Here is a 20,469-nt window from a genome sequence, read left to right as displayed (position 1 = left end):
CACCGGAGACTGGGGAGAGAGGGGAGAGAGGGGATGTTTATGCATGTTCAATGCCGGGATGCCAGCCCCTTCAAATAGATGCCGGCTTTCATCGGCTCCGTGACGACTTGCTCGCCGTTGCTCAAACCCGCCAGCACTTCTACCGCTTTGTCGCCCGACTCCTCTCCCAGCCGTATTTGACGAAACTGCAGCTGGCCCGACGCATTCACGACATACACCCCTGTCACCTCGCTGCGCCGCACCACTGCGGCATCCGGGATCAACAGCTTCACAGCCTGGCCGGTGGCGACATGCACGCGTGCATACATTCCCGGATAGATGCCTTTCAGATCTTTTGGCAACTCCAGCCGCACCAGCGAAACATGGGTGCGGTTATCCGCTTGCGGCAGCACGACGACAGAGGTTGCCTCCACCCAGCGGCCCAAGCCCGTGAACTCGATGCCGGCGCGCCCGCTCTTGCGCACTTCATCCAGCCTGTCCTGCGGAACGCTTGCGACCACGCGCAAGGTGGCGGGGTCGAATATCGTCAGCAATGCGCGCCCCAGACTGGCCATTTCGCCGACCTGCGCGTGACGGGCGGAAACCAAGCCGGAGAATGGCGCGGCAATGCTGGAAAAATTGCGTGTGGCGGAAGCCTGCGCTACGCCGGCCCTGGCCGCGGCGACTTGTGCCTGGGCCGCTTCAAAGCCGGCGCGCGCCTGGTCGAGCGCGGACTGGCTGATGAATTTTCTCGCCACCAGTTGCTGGCTGCGTTCGTACTGCGCCTGGGCGTTAGCCAAATTGGCCTGTGCCTGCGCCACCTGGGCTTGATTGCCGGCGACGTCGGGCCGGGCTGCGGAATCGTCTATGCGCGCCAACAATTGACCTTGCTTTACCATATCGCCGGCATCCCACCGCAGCTCCAGAATACGGCCGGCCACTTGCGCCGCGATAGTGGACTGGCGCCCGGCCTCAACCACCGCCTCGGCGGCGTAACCGGCAGCCACCGGGCGATATTCTACCGGCGCTACGGCAAAAGGCAGCGCAGCATCCGCCAGACGGGGAAATAACACAATCAGAATCAATGCTCGAAGCATGTTTCGTTTCATGAAAATAGTTTATTATAATATTCTAATATTGTAAAGAGTAAAATAGACAGCCGAAACGGCTGCCTTGCCGGATTACTCCGCAACGCCGCAGAATACGTCGCGCATCAACTCGATCAGCTTGAGTGTGCGTGGGTCGGAAACGCGGTAATAAACGCGGTTGGCATCCTTGCGCGTACGCAGCACGTCTTTGTCGCGCAGGATGGCAAGATGTTGGGAGATATTGCTTTGCGTCGTGCCGACCTGTTCGACGATGTCCTGGACGCTGATTTCCCGGTCGCCGAGCACGCACAGGATTTTCAGCCGCAGCGGATGAGACATCGCTTTAAGCGCATGCGCGGCCTGTTCAATATGTTCGTCTTTATCGATCAGCTCTTGCTTGTCCATAGGTGACTCTCTGCTCGCCCAAGTCCGGAAACCGGGGCTAAGTGGCCGGCAATATTGAGGAAGTACGCCAAAGTATAATGCGTTTTGATGTGTTCTATTATAAAATAACGCGCTTATTCCTGATAAGCCAGCCTCGCTCATACGGCAATGAACGCCACATCAAACGCAACTCCCGCCCTCCTCCTGATCCTCGACGGCTACGGCCACGGCGGCGAAACTCCGGACAATGCGATCGCCCAGGCCAACAAACCGCATCTGGATGCGTTGTGGCGGGATTTTCCGCATACGCTGATCAACGCTTCGGAATCCCATGTGGGGTTGCCGGCGGGGCAGATGGGCAATTCCGAGGTGGGCCACCTGAACATAGGCGCAGGCCGCGTGGTGTACCAGGAATTCGAGCGCATCAACCATGCGATCAAGAGCGGCGAATTCTTCGCCAATCCGGTCCTGGTGCAGGCGGTGCAGAAAGCCAAGGCCGGCAATCACGCGCTGCACATATTCGGCCTGCTGTCCGACGGCGGCGTGCACAGCCATGAAAGCCATATCCAGGCCATGCTGGAAATGGCGGCGCGCGCGGGCGTGCGGGAGATCTACATCCACGCCTTCCTCGACGGCCGCGATACGCCGCCGCGCAGCGCCGAGCGCTACCTCAAGAGCCTCGAAGACAAATGCACGCAGCTCAAGGCCGGCCGCATCGCCTCCATTGTCGGCCGCTATTACGCGATGGACCGGGACAAGCGCTGGCCGCGCGTGGAATCGGCCTATATCCTGATCACCGAGGGCAAGGGCGATTTCACCGCCGAGAGCGCCCTGCAAGGCTTGCAGGCAGCCTACGCGCGCGACGAGAACGACGAGTTCGTCAAAGCCACCGCCATCGTGCCGCCCGGAGAGAATCCGGTACAGGTGAAAGACGGCGACGTCATTGTTTATATGAATTTCCGCTCCGACCGCGCGCGCGAACTGACGCGCGCCTTTCTCGATGCGGGCTTCGATGGCTTCGAGCGTCGGCGCGTGCCGCGCTTAAGCGGCTTCTATACGCTGACGATGTACAACAAGAACGAGCTCGCCGCCCAGGTCGCGTTCCCGCCGGAGCCCATCCACAACAGCTTCGGCGAATACATTGCCAAACTGGGGTTGAAGCAGCTGCGTATTGCGGAAACCGAGAAATACCCGCATGTCACGTTCTTCTTTAACGGCGGCGAAGAGCATATCTACGAGGGCGAAGACCGCATCCTGGTACAGTCGCCGGCAGTGGCAACCTACGATATGCAGCCGGAAATGAGCGCGTTTGAGGTCACCGACAAGCTGGTCGAGGCCATCTTGAGCCGCAAGTACGACGCCATTATCTGCAACTACGCCAATGCCGACATGGTAGGGCACACCGGCAACCTGGCCGCCGCCATCAAGGCGATCGAAACGCTCGATGCCTGCGTCGGGCGCGTCGTGGAGGCCATGCGCCAGACCGGCGGCGAAGTCATCATCACCGCCGACCACGGCAATGCCGAGACGATGCAGGACCATGCCAACCACCAGCCGCACACCCAGCACACCACCAATCTGGTGCCGTTCATTTATGTCGGCCGCCCGGCGCAGCTGCATGCAACCGGCGCACTGTCTGACATCGCGCCGACCCTGCTGCGCATGATGGGTTTGCCGCAGCCCCGGGAAATGACCGGCCATTCTCTCGTCGATTTCAACGAGATGCCAATTGTGGTCAGTGCCAAATAAGCCAGCGGCGGCGCATTCGCGTGCGCTGCTGCCGCTGGCCATGCTGACTACCATGCTGCTTGCCGCCTGCGGCGTCGCGGCGGCACAACCTTCCTCCCAGGCCGCATCCAGGGAATCGCTGCAGCAACTGCAAAGCCGCATCGAGAATCTCAAGCAGGAACTCGACCGCACCGAGGGCGCGCATACCGAAGCCAGCGACGCGCTGAAACAGAGCGAACAGGCGATCAGCGAGACCAACCGCAAACTCCGCGAACTGGTGCAACAGCAAAAAACCAGCGCTGCCGCGCTGAACGCGATCCGCAAGGACCGTTCCGGGCTTGAAACCATGATCGCGCTGCAACAGAAATTATTGAGCGACCAACTCTACCGCCAGCACTTGAACGGCCAGCAGGGCTACCTGCGGGCTTTGCTGGAACAGCGCGACCCGAACGCCATCGCGCGCGACGTTTATTATCTGGGCTACGTCTCCCGCGCGCGCGCGCGCCTGATCGAAAACCTGCGCCAGAACCTGACCCACGTCGCGCAACTCAACGCCCAGACCGAGTCCGCGCTGCAGGAAGTGGCCCAGTTCAAGAACGCCCAGGAAAAAGAACGGCAGGAACTGCAAAAGCAACAAACCGAGCGCAAAACCGTGCTGAAAAAACTGGCGGCACAAATCAAGTCGCAGCGCGGTGAAATCTCGCGCTTGCAGCGCGACGAAAAACGCCTGTCGCAACTGGTCGAGCGACTGGCGCGCATCGTGCCTAAAGCGCCTCCCAGAAAATCTGCGGTGCCCAAGGAAAAAAACCAGCGCAATGAAGCGCTGCCGACGCCGGTGCCGGGCGGCGGAGCGTTTGCCTCGCTCAAAGGCAAACTGCGCCTGCCGGCACGCGGCGAACTCGCCAACCGCTTCGGCGCTGCCCGCGAGGATAGCGGCGTGTCATGGAAAGGCCTGTTCATCCGCGCCGCCGAAGGCGACGAAGTGCGTAGCGTGGCCAATGGCCGCGTGGTTTTTGCCGACTGGCTGCGTGGTTTCGGCAATTTGCTGATCGTCGACCACGGCGACGGCTACATGAGCTTGTACAGCAACAACCAGTCGCTGCTGAAGAAAGTCGGCGACGAAGTATCGGCCGGAGACACCATCGCCGTGGTCGGCAACAGCGGCGGCAACCCGGAAGCCGGGCTGTATTTTGAAATACGCTATCAGAGCAAACCTTTCGATCCGCTCAGCTGGTGTTCGATCCGCTGATTCCAGCCCCTTAGTACCATATTAAAATAATCAATAATTTGATTTTATATGTATGATTAAATTGTGGTTAATTTAAAATAATTATATCTTATCGGATTTTTCAGGTAGCATAACTCCAGCGTTTTGCGTTGTTTCGATCTTCCGTAACCTCATCCCGAGGCTTGCCGAGGAGAAACCCAGTGACTGTCCTGACCGGCAACGAATCCTTGGCCCAGGGGCTGCTCGAAGCAGCCCCGGATGCAGTGGTCATTGTCGACGAGGCCGGGACCATTATCCTCGTCAACGCCCAGACCGAACAATTGTTCGGTTATGGCCGCGAGGAACTGGTAGGCAAACCGGTTGAAATCCTGATTCCAGCCGCTTTGAAGCGGCAGCACATCCACCACCGCGACACTTTTATCGCCGCGCCCAAAACCCGCCCGATGGGCATGGGCCGGGACTTGAGCGGCATGCGCAAGGACGGTTCGCTGGTTCCGGTGGAAGTCAGCCTGAGCCCGATGCAGACCGATGAGGGTCGCATCGTCATCAGCATCATCCGCGACGCCACCAAAAGCAAGCGTGTCGAGCGCGAAATGCGCGGCCTCAACACCCGGCTGAAACAGCATATGCAGGAACTGGTAGCTTCCAATCAGGAACTGGAGTCGTTCTGCTACTCGGTATCGCATGATCTGCGCGCGCCGCTGCGCAGCCTGGACGGCTTCAGTCTGGCACTGATCGAAGATTACGCAGACATTATGGACGATACCGGCAAGGACTATTTGCGCCGCGTGCGCGCCTCCAGCCAGCAGATGTCGCAACTCATCGACGGCCTGCTCAAGCTGTCGCGCATCACGCGCACCGAACTGCACCGGCAGGCGCTGAACCTCAGCGCCATCGCCCGGAAAACGCTGCAACAACTGCTAAAGTCCGATCCCGGCAGGGATGTCACGATCAACGTCATGGACGGCATGCAGGGCTATGGCGATCCCGACCTGATTGCGATTGCCTTGGGCAACCTGCTGGGCAACGCCTTCAAATTCAGCTCGAAAACACCGGACCCCGTCATCGAAATGAGCATGCAGGAGCAAGCCGGCAGCACGGTGTTTTGCGTCAGGGACAACGGTGCCGGCTTCGACATGGCCTACGCGGAAAAATTGTTCGGCGCCTTCCAGCGCCTGCATACCGCCGCCGAGTTCGAAGGCACCGGCATCGGCCTGGCGACCGTGCAGCGGGTGATTAATCGCCACGGCGGGAAAATCTGGGCAGAAGGCCAGGTGGGTCACGGCGCCGCCTTCTTTTTCACGCTGGAGAACATCCCTTAGCCATCGATCAAGGACCTCGCCATGGAACAGCGCCACCTGATACTGCTGGTTGAAGACAATCCGGACGACGAAGCGCTGACGCTGCGCGCTTTCAAGAAAAACAACATCGGCAACGAAATCGTCGTCGTGCGCAACGGCGAGGAAGCGCTGGATTTCCTCTACGCGCGCAACCGCTACGCCTCACGCGACAGGCACCAGCTGCCGCTGCTGATCCTGCTCGACCTGAAGCTGCCCAAGATCGACGGGCTCGAGGTATTGCGGCACATCCGCGCGCACGAGGATACGCGCCACACCCCGGTGGTGGTCCTGACCACTTCCGACGAGGATCGCGACCTGGCACGCAGCTACGACCTGGGCGCCAACAGCTTCGTCCGCAAGCCGGTCAATTTTCCCGAATTCATGGATAGCGTCAAACAAATCAGCATGTACTGGCTGATGGTGAACCAGCCGCCCAGAGGATAAGCATGCCAACACCGCTCAGAGCGCTGCTGATCGAAGACTCCGAAGACGATGCCTTGCTGGTATTGCGCGAGCTGCGCCGCGGCGGTTTCGATCCGCTGCACTATCGCCGGGTGGACACCGCCGATGCGATGACCGCGGCACTGGTGGACGAACCGTGGGACGTCATCCTTTCCGACTACACGATGCCGAAATTCAACCTGATGGCGGCGATCGCCATCCTCAAAGGAAACGGCTTCGATATTCCGCTGATCGTCATCACCGGCACGATAGGCGAAGAGCGCGCAGTGGAAACCCTGAAAGCCGGCGCCCAGGATTATCTGCTCAAAGGCAACCTGGTGCGCTTGCCATCCAGCGTCAACAACGTGCTGAACGAAGCCCGTGCGATGCGTGAGGCGCAGGCCGCCCACCACTTGGTGCAGAAACTGTCGCAGGTGGTCGAACAAACCGCAGACGGCGTCTTTATCACCGATATCCATGGCATCGTCGAATATGCCAACCCGGCGTTCGAACAGATGTGCGGCTACAGCGTCGAGGAACTGCTGGGGCACGACACGCGTTTTCTCAAATCGGGGCATCATGACGACAAGTTCTACCAATCGTTCTGGCAGACCGTGCTGGCAGGCAAAACCTTTCAGGGCACATTCATCAACCGCCACAAGGGCGGCGTGCTGTTTTACGAAGAAAAGGTGGTCACGCCGCTGGTCAACCAGGACGGGGAGATCGTGCATTTCGTCTCTACCGGACGCGACATCACCGAACGCTTGAGCTACGAAAACCGGCTTCGCCATCAAGCCACGCACGACCACCTGACCGGCCTGCCCAACCGCATCCTGCTGGAAGACCGCCTGCAGCAGGCTATCGCCTTTGCGGAAAGAAACCAGCATGCGATAGGTGTGGCATTCGTCGACCTGGACAACTTCAAACGCATCAACGATGCCTACGGCCATGCTTTCGGCGACCTGCTGCTGCGCAAGATCGCGCAAAACCTGCAAAACTGCTGCCGCGACAGCGATACGCTGGGCCGGCTGGGCGGGGATGAGTTCGTGATCGTGCTGGGTCAGCTGGATACAGCCGAAGATGCCTGCAACATTCCGTTGCGATTGCAGACGATTTTCAACATGCCCTATGTCGTCGAGGAGGTGGAAATCTTCGTCACCGCCAGCATCGGCATTTCGGTGTATCCGGAAGACGGTAAGGATACCGACAGCCTGCTGAAGAATGCCGATGCGGCGATGTACCACGTCAAAGCCCAGGGCAAAAACGGTTTCCAGCTGTATTCCCCGGAAATGAACGCCAGGCACCGCGAGCGCCTGAACATGGAAGCCGCGTTGCGCCGCGCGCTTGATCTGGAACAGTTCGTGCTGTACTACCAGCCGCAAATCGACATCGCCAGCGGCGAGGTGTTCGGCGTGGAAGCGTTGCTGAGATGGCGGCATCCGCGCCACGGATTGCTCCAGCCCATCGATTTCGTTCCTATCCTGGAAGAAACCGGACTCATCATCCCGGTGGGCGAATGGGTACTGCAGACCGCCTGCCGACAAAAACAGCTGTGGCGCGGCATGGGGCTGCAGGACCTGAACATGGCAATCAATATTTCCGGCCGGCAGTTCACCAGGAAGAACCTGGTGCATCAACTCCACCATCTGATCACGACGCACTGCGGCGACGTCAGCGGCATCGAGCTGGAAATCACCGAAAGCGTGGTGATGGCCAACGCCGCGTCCGCGATCGCCATCCTCAAGGAACTGAACGACCTGGGCATCCGCCTGGCGATAGACGATTTTGGCACCGGCTATTCGTCGCTCAGCTATCTGCGGCAGTTCCCCATCCACACGCTCAAGGTGGATCAATCGTTCGTGCGCGACATTGCCAGAAACGGCAATCAGGGGGAATCTATCGTGGTGGCAATCCTGTCGATGGCGCAGGCATTGGGGCTGTCCACCGTCGCCGAAGGCGTCGAAACACGGGAACAGCTGGGATTCCTTGCCAACCGCGGCTGCGATTACGCGCAGGGTTTTTATTACAGCGAATCGGTCAACCCCGAGACGCTGGAAAAACTGCTGCTGACAGCGTAAGCAGGGTTGGGCTATAACCGCAGCCGCAGAATCTCTGCGACTTCCTCGTCGGTCAGCACGACGGGATTGGTCTTCATGCTGTTGCCGCGACAATTCGCCACCACGCGCGGGATATCCGTCGCCGTCATACCGTAGGCAGACAGCCGCGGCAAGTCGAGCCGCCTTGTCCAGCTGGAAAGCAGTTCCCGCAGCGCCGCGCGCGCGTCTTCGTCGGCCAGCGACCTCCGTTGCGTCAGCACCCGTCCGACTTCCGCATATTTGCCCAATGCCGGACTATCGGGTGCGCGCTGCATCAACGCGCGCAGATTGGTTTCGCTGCATACCGCCACCAGCGTACCGCAAGCCACCCCGTGCGGAATCGGGAAGAACGCACCCAGCGGCGCGGCCAGACCGTGCACCGATCCCAGGCCGACCTGCGCCAGCGCGATGCCGGACAGCAGCGCGGCATAGGCCATCGCGGCTCGTCCTGCGGCGGCATGCGGCGTATCGTCCAGCCATTCGAACAGGCCGTCGCGCACCGCGCGGATGCCGGAAATCGCCAGCCTGTCGGTAAACGGGTTGGCTTTGAGCGAGACGTAGGATTCCAGCAGCTGGGTCAGTGCGTCCATGCCGTTGGCGGCGATTTGCGGCCGCGGGCAGGTCGCCAGCAGTCGCGGATCGAGCACTGCGTATTGCGGCACCAGGCTCTCGTGGCGAAACGATTTCTTGAAGCCGTGCTCGCCCTGCACCGACAGCACCGCATTCCTGGTCGCCTCGGAGCCGGTGCCGGCAGTGGTCGGCACTGCGATGAAAGGCACCGCCGGCCCCTGGTACGGCAACTCCGGCCCCACGCCTTCGAGGTAATCCATTACCGAATTCGGCACCCGCAACAGCCCGGCAACGGCCTTGGCCGCATCCAGCACACTGCCTCCGCCGATGCCGATCACCGCATCGATGCCGGCATCGCGGAATTGGGCAGCGGCTTCATCCACCAGCTGCGGCGACGGTTCTCCCGCCACCGCAAAAATTTCAATATCGCACCCCTGCGCTTTCATCGCGTCGGCAAACGACGCCCAGAACGACGATTCGCGAAACGAACGGGCGCCCGTCACCAGCAAGGCGCGTCGACCGAACCGGGCGGCAAGCGCAGGCACCTTGTTCAACGCTCCTTCGCCGAACACGATGCGCGGCAGGCGCGCGAGTTCGAAAGCGGGAAAATCCATTGCAGCCTTTCAGCCTATAAAAAACAGTTGACCGCCGTTTGTAGATTCAACGAAAAATCTGGCCAGGATGAGGTCGGACTACTCCCCGAGCAGATGCAGCATCACCCGCCGCGCCATCGGCAAATGGCGATGCTCGAACAGAAAGATGCCCTGCCAAGTGCCCAGCGCCAGTTTACCGTCGATCAGCGGGATGGATAGATTCACCTGGGTCAGCGCGGTGCGGATATGCGCCGGCATGTCATCCGGCCCTTCGGCGGTATGCACGAACAGCGGGTCGCCGTCCGTTACCAGGCGGTCGAAGAAACGTTCCATGTCCTTCAGCACGTCCGGATCGTAATTTTCGTTGATCATCAGGCTGGCCGACGTATGCTGGATATAGAGCGTGAGCAGGCCGGTGCGGAAGCCGCCGGCATGCACCCATGCCGTGACTTCGCCAGTGATGTCGTAAAGATGGCGTTCGTGGGTTTTGACGGTGATCTGGTGGGCAATCTGGCGCATGGCAAACTAACCGCCTGTTCGTTATTTCCTGGTCAGCAAGTATACCTTTTCATGCAGCCGGCCGACTCCCTTGTCGCGAAACCTGGGCTCACGCTCCAGGATGTCTTCATCGCACAGAAGTGCAATTTCGTTCGCATCGGCATACAGTTCAGCGACTTCCTGTTCCGCCACGCTGAAAGGCGGTCCGTCCATTTCCCGCTGCGGATATTCGAACGCCACCAGTAGCGTACGCACGCCGGCAGGCACCAGCTTCCGCATCTGCATCGCATAGCGCCGACGCATGTCGGGCGGCAGCGCTATGAGCGAGGCACGGTCGTAGACGGCCGTTACCACCCCCAGATCGGCCGCTTCCAGCGCAAAGAAATCGCCGCACAGCAGCATGTAACCCGCCGCCTCATAACAGAGGAACGGTCCGCTTTCGCGCTGCGCGGGAACCAGCTCGAGCTCGGCAAAGAAGTCGCGTACGGCGATCTCGCTGATCTCGACGCCGACCACCTCGTAACCCTGCTGGCGCAGCCATGCCATGTCGCGGCTCTTGCCGCACAGCGGAACGAACACGCGGCCGGCGGCCGGCATTCCGGCGGCCGGCCAGAAATGCCGCAGGTAAAGGTTGACCTGGTCCTGGTGGAACCCGATCTGGTTGCGCTGCCAGCGTTCGTGCCAGAACTCGTGATGCATTTTAAAAACCCCGCTCGGCGATGAAGGCCCCTAATCCGCCCTGAAACGCCCGATCTCCGCCTCGAGTTCGGCCGCAAGCCGTTCCAGCGCACTGGCTGTCATGGCATTGTCGGCCACCGCCTGGCTGTTGGTTTCGGCCATTTGCGCGATCTTTTCGACATTCTGCGCGATATCCATGCTGGCAGCACTCTGCTGACGCAAGGCATCGGAAATCTCGCTCACCATGCCCACCACTTTTCTTGCCTCCTGCTCGATCTGGGTCATCGCCTCGCCGGTGCGTGCGGTCATCGTCACACCGTCTTCCACGCGATCCACGCCGTTCTTCATGCTTTCCACGGCGCGCACCGCGCCTTCCTGGATCGCGACGATCATCGCGGAAATTTCCTGCGTCGAAGTGGAAGTACGCTCGGCCAGCTTGCGCACCTCGTCGGCGACCACGGCAAAGCCTCGTCCCTGTTCGCCGGCACGCGCCGCCTCGATCGCGGCATTCAACGCCAGCAGGTTGGTCTGGTCGGCGATTGCCTTGATGGTGCCGACGATGGTCGATATCTGTTCCGACTGGTTTCCCAGCTCTTCGATGACCCTGGCGGAATCGGTCACCGAATCGGCGATGCGGTGCATTTCGGTGACGACGGAACCGACCAGCACGCCGCCTTCGGCCGACAGCTGGCCGGCGCGCCCCGACAGGGCATTGGCTTCTGCCGCATTCTGGCTGATGTGGTCGACACTGGCCGTCATTTCCTCCACCGCGGCCGCCATGCTCGTGGCTGCTTCGCTCTGCCGGTGGGAGCTGCGCGTGATCTGCACGGAAGCCTGCGACAGCCGGTTGGCTGCCTGATACACCGATGTCGCATTCTGCTGGGCATTGCGCAGCAGCCGGCTGAAAGCGTCGGCCATGGTGTCCATGCTATCGGCCACTTCGCGGATTTCATCCTCGCATTGCAGCCGCAGGCGGATGGTAAGGTCGCCCTGCGCCATGCGATGCGCGCCGTCGGTCATGCGCCGCAGGTTGGCGATGACCGCGCTATAGGCAGCCAGCGCCAGATAAGCCAGCACCGCCAGTATCACGAGGCTGAAGCCGACGTCGATTATCAGGCGCTGTTTAGCCTTGACGATGCGCTGCTGCATCAACTGCTCCATGTTCGGCAGCATGGTCTGGAATAGCTGCTCGTAGCCGAGGTCGATAGCCTTGCTGGCCAGAGCAAAAAAGTCCTGCGCAGCGATGCCGTAGCGACCGCCCAGAATTTCCTCATGCACGGCGCCCAACACGCGGTTGCTCGCTTCGGCGATATCAAGATCAGCCTTGGTCAGCGTCGGCCCGACTGCCGTATTGTAGCGGGCGGTCTTGGCGATGTTGCCCGACAGCACCTTGAGCAACTGCCGGATCTGATCTTCCAGAGTGATGAAATCCACCCGCTGCTCTTGGGTAATTTCCTTTTTCGCCAGCGCACCGGTGCCTTTGGCACGCAGGCGGCCGATCTGCTCCAGCAACACCGGCATATGCACCACGGCGGTTTCGCGCAAATAGGCAGTATCGAACTCGGGGTCGAGAATCAGGCCGAGTTCGTCGGCTATGCCGATTTCGAATTCGAGCAGCTTTTCCACCAGTTGCGTATGCAGGCGGAAACTGTCTGCCGGCGCCAAGCCCATGCCGTCGCTCTTGACATGCTCCCAGTCGGCACGGATCTGCCGCCACCGCTCGCCCGCACGCATCGGCGGCGGCAGCGTCGGTTCCACCACGGCGATATTGGCATCGATCTCTTCACGTTTCTGTTCCAGCTTGCCCCGCAGTGCTGCGGCTCCGTTCAACACGCCGACGGACAGTCCGCGATGCTGCTGCAGCGTCTGCACCACCCTGGACAGCGGGGTGAGCGCGCAGGGCTTCCACTTCGCGCTGGGTGCCGGTGATGGTTTCGTTGAGCGCGCCCACCAGCTGGAACAGCAGCTGGCCGATGGCGATCGCCACCCGCATTCATAACTTTTCTCTCGTGATTTCACACTTTGCGCCAATATACAAGCACACTGGAAATTTGTCTCTGCCCCGATTTCGCATTAACATGACCCATGTCAAGCATATAAAAAATCATTCGACGATGGCTATCGGCTTCCTGCGAGAACGACTCGAATCCCCCAGTCTCGCCCGCCTGCGCAAAATTCCGCTGTTTGCGGAACTCACGGCGGGAGAGTTGCGCATCATCGACGACCGCCTGCATGAACGCGACTACGTCAGGGATGAAGTTGTGTTCGACGAGGGCGAGGAAGGCCAGGCGATCTATTTCATCCTCAGGGGCAAGGTGCTGATTTGCCGCCAAGGCAGGCCCATAGACGGCGCGATTGCCGAGTTATCCGCCGGCCAGTTCTTCGGAGAGCTGGCGCTGCTGGACGATGCGCCGCGCATGGCTCAGGTCCGGGCGGCGGAAGACTGCACGCTGGCAGTATTCTTCCGCGAGGATTTCCTCGGCCTGCTGCAGACGCATGCCAGCCTCGCCTCAAAAATCACACTGCAGCTGTCGCGCCACATCGGCAAGCGGCTGCGCGAGGCGGTCAACCGCTACGTCGTCTGATGAACGTCACCCGTCACGACCCCGGACCGGTTACCTGGGTCGGCATTATCGCCGTCACCTGTTTGCTGCTGTTGCTGTTCCAGAAAATCCTGTGGCTGGTGGTGCCCTTCCTGCTGGCACTGGTGCTCTACTATTTGCTGTCGCCGCTGGCCCGGCGCATGGTGCTGGCCGGTTTCAGCAATGATTTCGCCGCGGCGGCGCTGTGCGGCACTTTCATGCTGGGGCTGGGTTTGTGGCTGCTGCTGCTTTATCCATGGACGCTGGCCAATGCGGACGCATGGCACAGCACCTTCATGCGCTACCTGACGGGCGGCTATTCGCTGATCGACGGCCTGGTCAAAGGCATGGAACACAAGTTCGCGTTCGCCAGGGGAGCCCACCTGTCCGAGCATATGGGAATCCGCTTCGCCGCCATGCAGAACCATTTTGCCGAGGAGTACCTGGGAGCTGCACTCCTGGCGCTGGGCGCGTGGCTGCCTTCGCTGCTGCTGATCCCGGTAATCACCTATTTCCTGTTGAAGCAGGGCGCGAGTTTCCGCAAGTTCCTCGGCGTGGCCGTGCCCAATGCCTATTTTGAAAAGACGCTCTACCTCACCCATGCGATCGACCGTACGGCACGGTCGTATTTCCTCGGGCTGGTCAAGCTGACGTTGCTGGACGCGCTGCTTTATTCGGCCGGATTCAGGCTGCTGGGGATTTCGTCGCCAGCGATGCTGGGCGGGATTGCCGCGGCACTCGGACAGATTCCGTACATAGGGCCGCTGATCGGCTGCCTGGCGGCACTGCTGGTAACCGGCACCGATTTTCCCGGGCAGCTGGAGCTGGCTTACGGCGTGCTGGGATTGTTTGTCGCGATACGCCTGCTGGATGACCTGTTGTTCATGCCCGTAATCGTCGGCAAGAGCCTGCGGCTGCATCCGCTGCTGTCCTTGCTGATGCTGCTGGTGGGCGGCGCAATCGCCGGCATTGCCGGGCTGATGCTGATACTGCCGATGCTGGGCATGACCCTGCTGCTCGGCGAAACGCTGGAAATCATACTCACCGCCCCGCGCCTGCGTGCGCGCCATGCCTATGCGCGAAGGCTGCGCGCCAGGGCGGCGCAAAACGATCTGCACACTTTCAGCTAGCGTTCACCAGCGCCAATAAGGGCGGGGATAGGGATAGCCGTACCAATACGGCGGATAAGGCCAGGGATCAGAGTAATAGGGCCGACGCTGCAACTCCCGTTGCAGGCGCTGGATTTCCTCGCGCTGCTTGCGCTCGCGCTGGTTGAGCTCGTCGGCCATGCCGTCGCGTATCGCCTGCTGCTGGGCGTTGTAAATATGGTCGAGCACCCTGGTGCTGACACCCTTGCGGTTCAGCTCGACGATCTGCGCCGGCGTCAGCGCATAGCTGGAATGGGTGTCGCGAATTCTGGCGATGATCGCCTCCGGCGCTTCGCCGCTCCCGGAAAGAGCGACAATGTCATCCAGCGACAAATGCGGTGCCGGCTGCGGCAGCAAGCGATCGAGCTGTTCCGGCGTGATGCGATCGATTTTCGACGGATTGTCATGCGAGGAAGGGCTGCTGGCGCAGCCCGCCAGCAGCCCCAGCGCCAACATTGCCGCGACGACTCCGCGCATGACAACTCCTTTGTGAACCGGGCTGATGCAACTCAGCCCTTGGTAAACACCATTTTCCCGCCTTTATAGCTTACTTTGACCGTATCCTTGGCCGCGAAATTCCCGGCCAGAATTTCCTTCGCCAACGGATTCTCGATCTCGGCCTGGATCGCACGTTTCAGTGGTCTTGCGCCGTACACCGGGTCGAAACCGGCGTTGGCGATTTCGGCCAATGCCGCATCGGTGACTTCCAGCTGCAGATCCATTGCCTGCAGGCGTTTGGCAAGCCCTTGCAATTGTATGGACGCGATCGATTTGATATGGGCGTCGGCCAGCGCATGGAACACCACCACCTCGTCGATACGGTTGACGAACTCCGGGCGGAAATAGCTCTTCACCTCGCCCATCACCGCCAGCTTGATCACCTGGTAATCGTCGCCGGTCATGTTCTGTATCATCTGCGAACCGAGATTCGACGTCATGATGATGACGGTATTCTTGAAATCCACGGTGCGGCCCTGGCCGTCGGTCATGCGGCCGTCGTCCAGCACTTGCAGCAGCACGTTGAACACGTCGGGGTGGGCTTTTTCCACCTCGTCCAGCAGGATGACGCTGTAAGGTTTCCTGCGCACGGCCTCGGTCAGGTAGCCGCCTTCCTCGTAGCCCACGTAGCCGGGCGGCGCGCCGATCAACCGTGCGACGGAATGCTTCTCCATGAATTCGCTCATGTCGATGCGGATCAGGTGCTCCTCGGAGTCGAACAGGAAGTTCGCCAGTGCCTTGCACAGCTCGGTCTTGCCGACGCCGGTGGGGCCTAAGAACAGGAAAGAACCGTAAGGCCGGTTGGGATCGGACAAGCCGGAACGCGAGCGCCGGATCGCGTCCGACACCAGGCGCACGGCCTCGTCCTGGCCGACCACCCGTTCGTGCAGCCGGTCTTCCATGTGCAGCAGCTTGTCGCGCTCGCCCTGCATCATCTTGGACACCGGTATTCCAGTGGCCCGGCTCACCACTTCGGCGATTTCCTCGGCGCCGACCTGGGTGCGTAGCAATTTATGTTTGGTCTGCGGTTGCTCGGCACTCGCGGCCTGCTTGAGCTGGGCCTCCAGTTGCGGCAACTTGCCGTACTGCAGCTCGGACATCTGCTGCCAGTCGCCCCGGCGCTTGGCTTCTTCCATTTGCAGGCGGATGGCCTCGATGGCTTCCTTGATATGGGCCGAGCCCTGTACTTGCGCCTTCTCGGCGCGCCATATTTCGTCCAGGTCGGCGTATTCTCGTTCGAGCCTGGCGATTTCCTCCTCGATCAAGGCGAAACGCTTCTGCGAGGCCTCGTCCTTCTCCTTGCGCACCGCCTCGCGCTCGATTTTCAGCTGGATCAGCCGGCGGTCGAGCTTATCCATGGACTCGGGCTTGGAATCGATTTCCATCTTGACGCGCGCGGCGGCCTCGTCGATGAGGTCGATGGCCTTGTCCGGCAGGAAGCGGTCGGTGATGTAGCGGTGGGAGAGTTCGGCGGCGGCGACGATTGCGGGGTCGGTGATCTCGACGCCGTGGTGCAGCTCGTAGCGCTCCTGCAGGCCGCGCAGGATCGCAATCGTGGCTTCCACCGAGGGCTCGTCCACCAGTACTTTCTGGAAGCGGCGCTCCAGCGCGGCATCCTTCTCGATGTATTTGCGGTACTCGTCCAGCGTGGTGGCGCCCACGCAGTGCAGTTCGCCGCGCGCCAGTGCCGGCTTCAGCATGTTGCCGGCGTCGATCGCGCCTTCCGCCTTGCCGGCGCCGACCATGGTGTGCAGTTCGTCGATGAAAACGATGGTCTGGCCCTCGTCCTGCGCCAGTTCCTTCAGCACCGACTTGAGGCGCTCCTCGAACTCGCCGCGATACTTGGCGCCGGCCAAGAGCGAGGCCATGTCTAGCGAAAGAACCCGCTTGTTTTTCAGCGTTTCCGGCACCTCGCCGTTGACGATGCGCTGCGCCAGGCCCTCGACGATCGCGGTCTTGCCGACGCCGGGCTCGCCGATCAGCACCGGGTTGTTCTTGGTGCGGCGCTGTAATACTTGAATGGCCCGGCGGATTTCGTCATCGCGGCCAATCACCGGGTCGAGCTTGCCTTGGCGTGCGCGCTCGGTCAGGTCCAGCGTGTATTTCTTCAAGGCCTCGCGGCTGCCCTCGGCCTCGGCATCTTTCACGTGCTCGCCGCCGCGCACCGCCTGGATCGCCTGCTCCAGCGCGCGGCGGTGCAGCCCGCTCTCCTTCAGCATGCGCCCGGTCTCGTTCTTGTCTTCGGTCAGCGCGAGCAGGAACATCTCGCTGGCGATGAAGGCGTCGCCGTGCTTCTGCGCTTCCTTGTCGGTGACGTTCAGCAGGTTGTTGAGATCGCGCGAAATGCTGATTTCGCCGCCTTGGCCTTCCACCTTGGACAGGCGGCTGATCGCATGCTGCAGATTGTTTCTCAGCGGTGAAATATTGGCGCCGGCGCGCTGCAACAGCGAAGTCGTGCTGCCATCCTCCTGGTTCAGCAGCGCCAGCAGCAAATGCTGGGGCTCGATGTAGGGATTATCGTTGCCGACGGCAATGCTCTGGGCATCTGCCAGCGCCTGCTGAAACTTGGTGGTGAGCTTGTCGAAACGCATGAGGTTTCTCCCTTAACGAATTAATGTAATATAGATAAGGCACTATCAGGTTTTTTCAAGCGACTGCCCAGCATTATCAAAAAAATCCTCACGCGGTGCTTTTTCTTCGGCGACCAAAATGGTAACTTCTGCACTCACATAATCAATATGTGCGGTCGAGGACATTCAGCGAGCATGAAATCGAGTATTCAGCAGGCCCCGGCGTTGGCCCTATCGCTACTTTTCAATTATGGATGGCCGGGCACGGGCCACCGCCGGAAGAGATAGGCGCGTGTTCAGAAACCCCCTGAACCGGCTCGCCGCCAGCCCCGCCAACGAGGCATTTGACGCGGCCATACTGCACGATCTGGTGGCACAAACCAGCGACAGCACCGGGCAGGCGCTGTACGACAATGCCCTGCATTGGCTGAGCAAATGGTTCAAGGCCGATATCTGCTTCATCGGCCAGCTGGAAAAAGACCGCAGCGTGATCCGCGCCATCCAGGGCGACAGCCGGCGCCAACTGCAGGTGGGTACCCATTACGAAATGGCCGGTTCCCCATGCGAACGCGCGGTACGCACCGGTTTCTACCATAAAGCCAGGCAGGTGGCAGAATCCCACCCCGGCGATGCAGCGTTGCGCGCGCTGAATGTCGAGGGTTATGCCGGCACCCCGCTGCGCGACAAGAATGGCCAACTGCTGGGCATGATCGTGCTGCTGACCCATGGCGAAATGGTCCTCCCCAATAACGCCGAAAGCCTGCTCAAGGTACTGGCCGCGCGGGTAAGTGGTGAAATGGCGCGCATGCGGGCGGAAGCCACGCGCCAGGAGACGGAATTTTTCTCGCGTGCGGTGCTCGACGCGATGCCCGCCAATGTCTGCGTGCTGGACCACAACGGCGACATCATCGCCGTCAACCAGCGCTGGAAGCAATTCCGGGACGACAATCCCGGCGGCCACGTGTCCCACATGCTGGGCATGAACTATCTCGACGTATGCCTGAAAGCCGAACACCAGGGCGAACGCGACGCGCAGATCGTGCGCAAAGGCATAGAACGCCTGCTGAACGGCCGCCGCGACGCTTTCAGCCATGAGTACGCCTGCCCCACTCCCCAGCAGGACCGCTGGTTCCTGCTGATCGCGAACCGTTTCAGCCAGGGGCGGCAAAGCTACATCATCCTCACCCATCTGGACATCACCGACCGCAAAGAGGTCGAGCAGCATCTGCACAATCGCAGCGCGATCCTGGACGCGATGATCTCCAGCGATTGGCTGCTGCATTCGCTGGAATCGTGGCACAAGGGCATGCCGGAGGTGCTGAACATGATAGGCACCGCCTCCGGCTTCAGCCGCACCTACCTGTTCCGCAACAACGTCAGGGGCAATAACCAGGTTGCGGGTGCCGCCGCCGTGTATTCCTGGATGCTGCCGGACAGCGGGGCGGCCTGCGTTTTTCGCGAGATAGACTACGCAACGGACGGCTGCGAGCGCTGGCGCGACTGCTTAAGCCGCGGACAGGTGATCTTCGGCGAGTTGGCGGATTTTCCCGCGCACGAACAGGACATCCTGCTGCGCCACGGTACGCAGACGCTGATCCTGATTCCGGTGTTCGCCGATGAAACGTGGTGGGGCTTTCTCGCGCTCGAATGCCGGCTGGAACAGCGCGATCTTTCCCCGCAGGAACTCAGCGCACTGGTAGCCGCCGCCCGCTCGATAGGCGTGGCGATTCAGCGCGAGACCGCCAGCAAGCGCCTGAACCAGGCGATGATCGCGTTCGACAGCATCGCCGAAGGGGTGTTCATTACCGACGACAAGACCCGCATTACCGCGATCAACCAGGGCTTTACCGCAATCACCGGCTATACCGAAGCCGAGATTCTCGGCCGCACCACGAGAATGCTGCGCTCTGATCAGCACAACGCGGAGTTCTACCAGGCCATGTGGTGCAGCCTGCGGCAGGAAGGGCGCTGGCGCGGAGAAGTGTGGAACCGGCGCAAGGACGGCAGCGCTCATCCAGGCTGGCTGACCGTCACCGAAGTCAGGGATGCGGACGGCAAACTCGTCAATTATGTCGCGGTGTTTACCGACACTTCGGCGGTCAGGCAGGCTGAAGACCGGCTGCACAAGCTGGTGAATCACGACCCGCTGACGGGCCTGCCCAACCGGCGCCTGTTGAACGAACTCATGGGGCATGCGATCAAGCGCGCGGAACGCGAACAGACCATGATAGGCCTGCTGTTCGTCGACCTCGACCGCTTCAAGACCATCAACGATTCGCTGGGGCACCAGGTCGGCGACATACTGCTGGCGCAGGTGTCGGAGCGGTTGACCGGCGCGATGCGCGAAAGCGATGCGGTAGCCCGGCTGGGCGGCGACGAGTTCGTGGTGATGATGGACAGCCTACGCGACATCGAGGATGCTTCCATCGTCGCCAAGAAGATCATCGACTCGCTGCACACCGAATTCGTCATCGACGGCAAGGAATTCGTCATCAGCGCCAGCATCGGCATCAGCGTCTATCCCAACGACGGCCGCGAAGTCGACGAGCTGATCAAGGCCGCCGATATTGCGATGTACCAGGTCAAGAACGAAGGCAAGAACGATTACCGCTTTTACTCTTCCGACTTAAGCGCCAACGCGGTCGAGCGCTTCACGCTGGAGAACATGCTGCGCCGCGCGCTGGAGCGCCAGCAGTTCGAGGTTTACTACCAGCCGCAGATATCGCTGGCGAGCGGCCGCATCATAGGTGCGGAAGCCTTGATCCGCTGGCACCATCCGGACCTCGGGCTGGTTTCGCCGGCCAAGTTCATCCCGCTGGCCGAAGAATCCGACCTCATCGTGCAAATCGGCGAATGGGTGCTGCGCGAGGCCGCCCAGCAGGCGATGCAATGGGTAGCCCGGGGCTACCCGATCCAGTGGATTTCGGTCAACGTCTCCGGAGTGCAGATCCAGCGCAGCAATTTCGCCGACACCGTTTATGGCATCCTCATCGAAACCGATTGCGACCCCAGCCTGCTGGAACTGGAAATCACCGAAAGCACCATCAT

At 60.9% G+C, this 20,469-nt stretch carries 16 protein-coding genes; 8 read left to right on the top strand and 8 right to left on the bottom strand.

Annotated features, from left to right (window positions below; translation table 11 throughout):
• Positions 1-47 precede the first annotated feature (47 nt).
• Entirely contained in the window at positions 48-1,088 is a 1,041-nt protein-coding gene (locus tag VGK14_RS11245; protein ID WP_331509185.1) for an efflux RND transporter periplasmic adaptor subunit, read from the bottom strand.
• A gap of 72 nt (positions 1,089-1,160) precedes the next feature.
• A complete protein-coding gene (locus VGK14_RS11240) occupies positions 1,161-1,472 on the bottom strand; it encodes a metalloregulator ArsR/SmtB family transcription factor (protein ID WP_331509184.1) in 312 nt (103 codons plus the stop codon).
• Between the two features lie 147 nt (positions 1,473-1,619).
• Here VGK14_RS11240 and gpmI point away from each other — a divergent pair, with 147 nt between their 5' ends.
• The 5 genes from gpmI to VGK14_RS11215 all read left to right on the top strand — a co-directional run bounded on the left by gpmI (position 1,620) and on the right by VGK14_RS11215 (position 8,266).
• Positions 1,620-3,200 carry a 2,3-bisphosphoglycerate-independent phosphoglycerate mutase gene (gpmI, locus tag VGK14_RS11235; protein ID WP_331509183.1) on the top strand — a complete coding sequence of 527 codons (1,581 nt, stop codon included), beginning with the start codon at positions 1,620-1,622 and terminating at the stop codon, positions 3,198-3,200.
• A complete protein-coding gene (locus tag VGK14_RS11230; RefSeq protein ID WP_331509182.1) occupies positions 3,190-4,428 on the top strand; it encodes a murein hydrolase activator EnvC family protein in 1,239 nt (412 codons plus the stop codon). Before gpmI ends, VGK14_RS11230 begins: the two co-directional genes overlap by 11 nt.
• A 179-nt stretch (positions 4,429-4,607) precedes the next feature.
• On the top strand, positions 4,608-5,729 hold the full coding sequence (locus tag VGK14_RS11225; protein ID WP_331509181.1) for a PAS domain S-box protein: 1,122 nt from the start codon (positions 4,608-4,610) through the stop codon (positions 5,727-5,729).
• Positions 5,730-5,750: 21 nt separating this feature from the next.
• Complete coding sequence (locus VGK14_RS11220) at positions 5,751-6,191, top strand: response regulator (RefSeq protein WP_331509180.1); 441 nt, start codon at positions 5,751-5,753, stop codon at positions 6,189-6,191.
• Between the two features lie 2 nt (positions 6,192-6,193).
• Positions 6,194-8,266, top strand: coding sequence for a putative bifunctional diguanylate cyclase/phosphodiesterase (locus VGK14_RS11215; protein WP_331509179.1), 2,073 nt, complete (start codon positions 6,194-6,196; stop codon positions 8,264-8,266).
• 11 nt (positions 8,267-8,277) lie between these two features.
• On the opposite strand, the gene VGK14_RS11210 is transcribed toward VGK14_RS11215, so the two are convergent.
• The 4 genes from VGK14_RS11210 to VGK14_RS11195 all read right to left on the bottom strand — a co-directional run bounded on the left by VGK14_RS11210 (position 8,278) and on the right by VGK14_RS11195 (position 12,495).
• Positions 8,278-9,468: an iron-containing alcohol dehydrogenase gene (locus VGK14_RS11210; RefSeq protein WP_331509178.1), complete on the bottom strand. Its 1,191-nt coding sequence runs from the start codon at positions 9,466-9,468 to the stop codon at positions 8,278-8,280.
• Between the two features lie 78 nt (positions 9,469-9,546).
• Entirely contained in the window at positions 9,547-9,966 is a 420-nt protein-coding gene (locus tag VGK14_RS11205) for a secondary thiamine-phosphate synthase enzyme YjbQ (RefSeq protein ID WP_331509177.1), read from the bottom strand.
• Positions 9,967-9,987: 21 nt separating this feature from the next.
• On the bottom strand, positions 9,988-10,644 hold the full coding sequence (locus VGK14_RS11200; RefSeq protein WP_331509176.1) for a thiopurine S-methyltransferase: 657 nt from the start codon (positions 10,642-10,644) through the stop codon (positions 9,988-9,990).
• 30 nt (positions 10,645-10,674) lie between these two features.
• Entirely contained in the window at positions 10,675-12,495 is a 1,821-nt protein-coding gene (locus VGK14_RS11195) for a methyl-accepting chemotaxis protein (RefSeq protein WP_331509175.1), read from the bottom strand.
• A 242-nt stretch (positions 12,496-12,737) separates the two neighbouring features.
• On the opposite strand from VGK14_RS11195, the gene VGK14_RS11190 reads away from it, so the two are divergent.
• On the top strand, positions 12,738-13,208 hold the full coding sequence (locus tag VGK14_RS11190) for a cyclic nucleotide-binding domain-containing protein (protein WP_331509174.1): 471 nt from the start codon (positions 12,738-12,740) through the stop codon (positions 13,206-13,208).
• The gene (locus VGK14_RS11185; RefSeq protein WP_331509173.1) at positions 13,208-14,335 is read left to right on the top strand and encodes an AI-2E family transporter; all 1,128 of its coding nucleotides are present in this window, start codon (positions 13,208-13,210) and stop codon (positions 14,333-14,335) included. The genes VGK14_RS11190 and VGK14_RS11185 overlap by 1 nt, the downstream gene beginning before the upstream one ends.
• Positions 14,336-14,338: 3 nt before the next feature.
• On the opposite strand, the gene VGK14_RS11180 is transcribed toward VGK14_RS11185, so the two are convergent.
• Both VGK14_RS11180 and clpB read right to left on the bottom strand, forming a co-directional pair.
• A complete protein-coding gene (locus tag VGK14_RS11180; RefSeq protein ID WP_331509172.1) occupies positions 14,339-14,830 on the bottom strand; it encodes a hypothetical protein in 492 nt (163 codons plus the stop codon).
• 32 nt (positions 14,831-14,862) lie between these two features.
• On the bottom strand, positions 14,863-17,442 hold the full coding sequence (gene clpB, locus VGK14_RS11175; protein WP_331509171.1) for an ATP-dependent chaperone ClpB: 2,580 nt from the start codon (positions 17,440-17,442) through the stop codon (positions 14,863-14,865).
• A gap of 271 nt (positions 17,443-17,713) precedes the next feature.
• Between clpB and VGK14_RS11170 the strand changes: the two genes are divergently transcribed.
• A partial coding sequence (locus VGK14_RS11170) for a diguanylate cyclase domain-containing protein (RefSeq protein ID WP_331509170.1) occupies positions 17,714-20,469 on the top strand: 2,756 nt, incomplete at its 3' end.

The organism is Novimethylophilus sp. (assembly GCF_036504375.1).
Classification (GTDB): Bacteria; Pseudomonadota; Gammaproteobacteria; order Burkholderiales; family Methylophilaceae; genus Novimethylophilus.
This window is presented reverse-complemented; position numbering and strand designations above follow the sequence as displayed.

What these genes read in the sequence shown, in the direction of transcription:
- VGK14_RS11245 (WP_331509185.1), bottom strand. Translation starts at nt 1,088, where the DNA reads ATGAAACGAAACATGCTTCGAGCATTGATTCTGATTGTGTTATTTCCC.
- VGK14_RS11240 (WP_331509184.1), bottom strand. Translation starts at nt 1,472, where the DNA reads ATGGACAAGCAAGAGCTGATCGATAAAGACGAACATATTGAACAGGCC.
- gpmI (WP_331509183.1), top strand. Translation starts at nt 1,620, where the DNA reads ATGAACGCCACATCAAACGCAACTCCCGCCCTCCTCCTGATCCTCGAC.
- VGK14_RS11220 (WP_331509180.1), top strand. Translation starts at nt 5,751, where the DNA reads ATGGAACAGCGCCACCTGATACTGCTGGTTGAAGACAATCCGGACGAC.
- VGK14_RS11215 (WP_331509179.1), top strand. Translation starts at nt 6,194, where the DNA reads ATGCCAACACCGCTCAGAGCGCTGCTGATCGAAGACTCCGAAGACGAT.
- VGK14_RS11210 (WP_331509178.1), bottom strand. Translation starts at nt 9,468, where the DNA reads ATGGATTTTCCCGCTTTCGAACTCGCGCGCCTGCCGCGCATCGTGTTC.
- VGK14_RS11205 (WP_331509177.1), bottom strand. Translation starts at nt 9,966, where the DNA reads ATGCGCCAGATTGCCCACCAGATCACCGTCAAAACCCACGAACGCCAT.
- VGK14_RS11200 (WP_331509176.1), bottom strand. Translation starts at nt 10,644, where the DNA reads ATGCATCACGAGTTCTGGCACGAACGCTGGCAGCGCAACCAGATCGGG.
- VGK14_RS11190 (WP_331509174.1), top strand. Translation starts at nt 12,738, where the DNA reads ATGGCTATCGGCTTCCTGCGAGAACGACTCGAATCCCCCAGTCTCGCC.
- VGK14_RS11185 (WP_331509173.1), top strand. Translation starts at nt 13,208, where the DNA reads ATGAACGTCACCCGTCACGACCCCGGACCGGTTACCTGGGTCGGCATT.
- VGK14_RS11180 (WP_331509172.1), bottom strand. Translation starts at nt 14,830, where the DNA reads ATGCGCGGAGTCGTCGCGGCAATGTTGGCGCTGGGGCTGCTGGCGGGC.
- clpB (WP_331509171.1), bottom strand. Translation starts at nt 17,442, where the DNA reads ATGCGTTTCGACAAGCTCACCACCAAGTTTCAGCAGGCGCTGGCAGAT.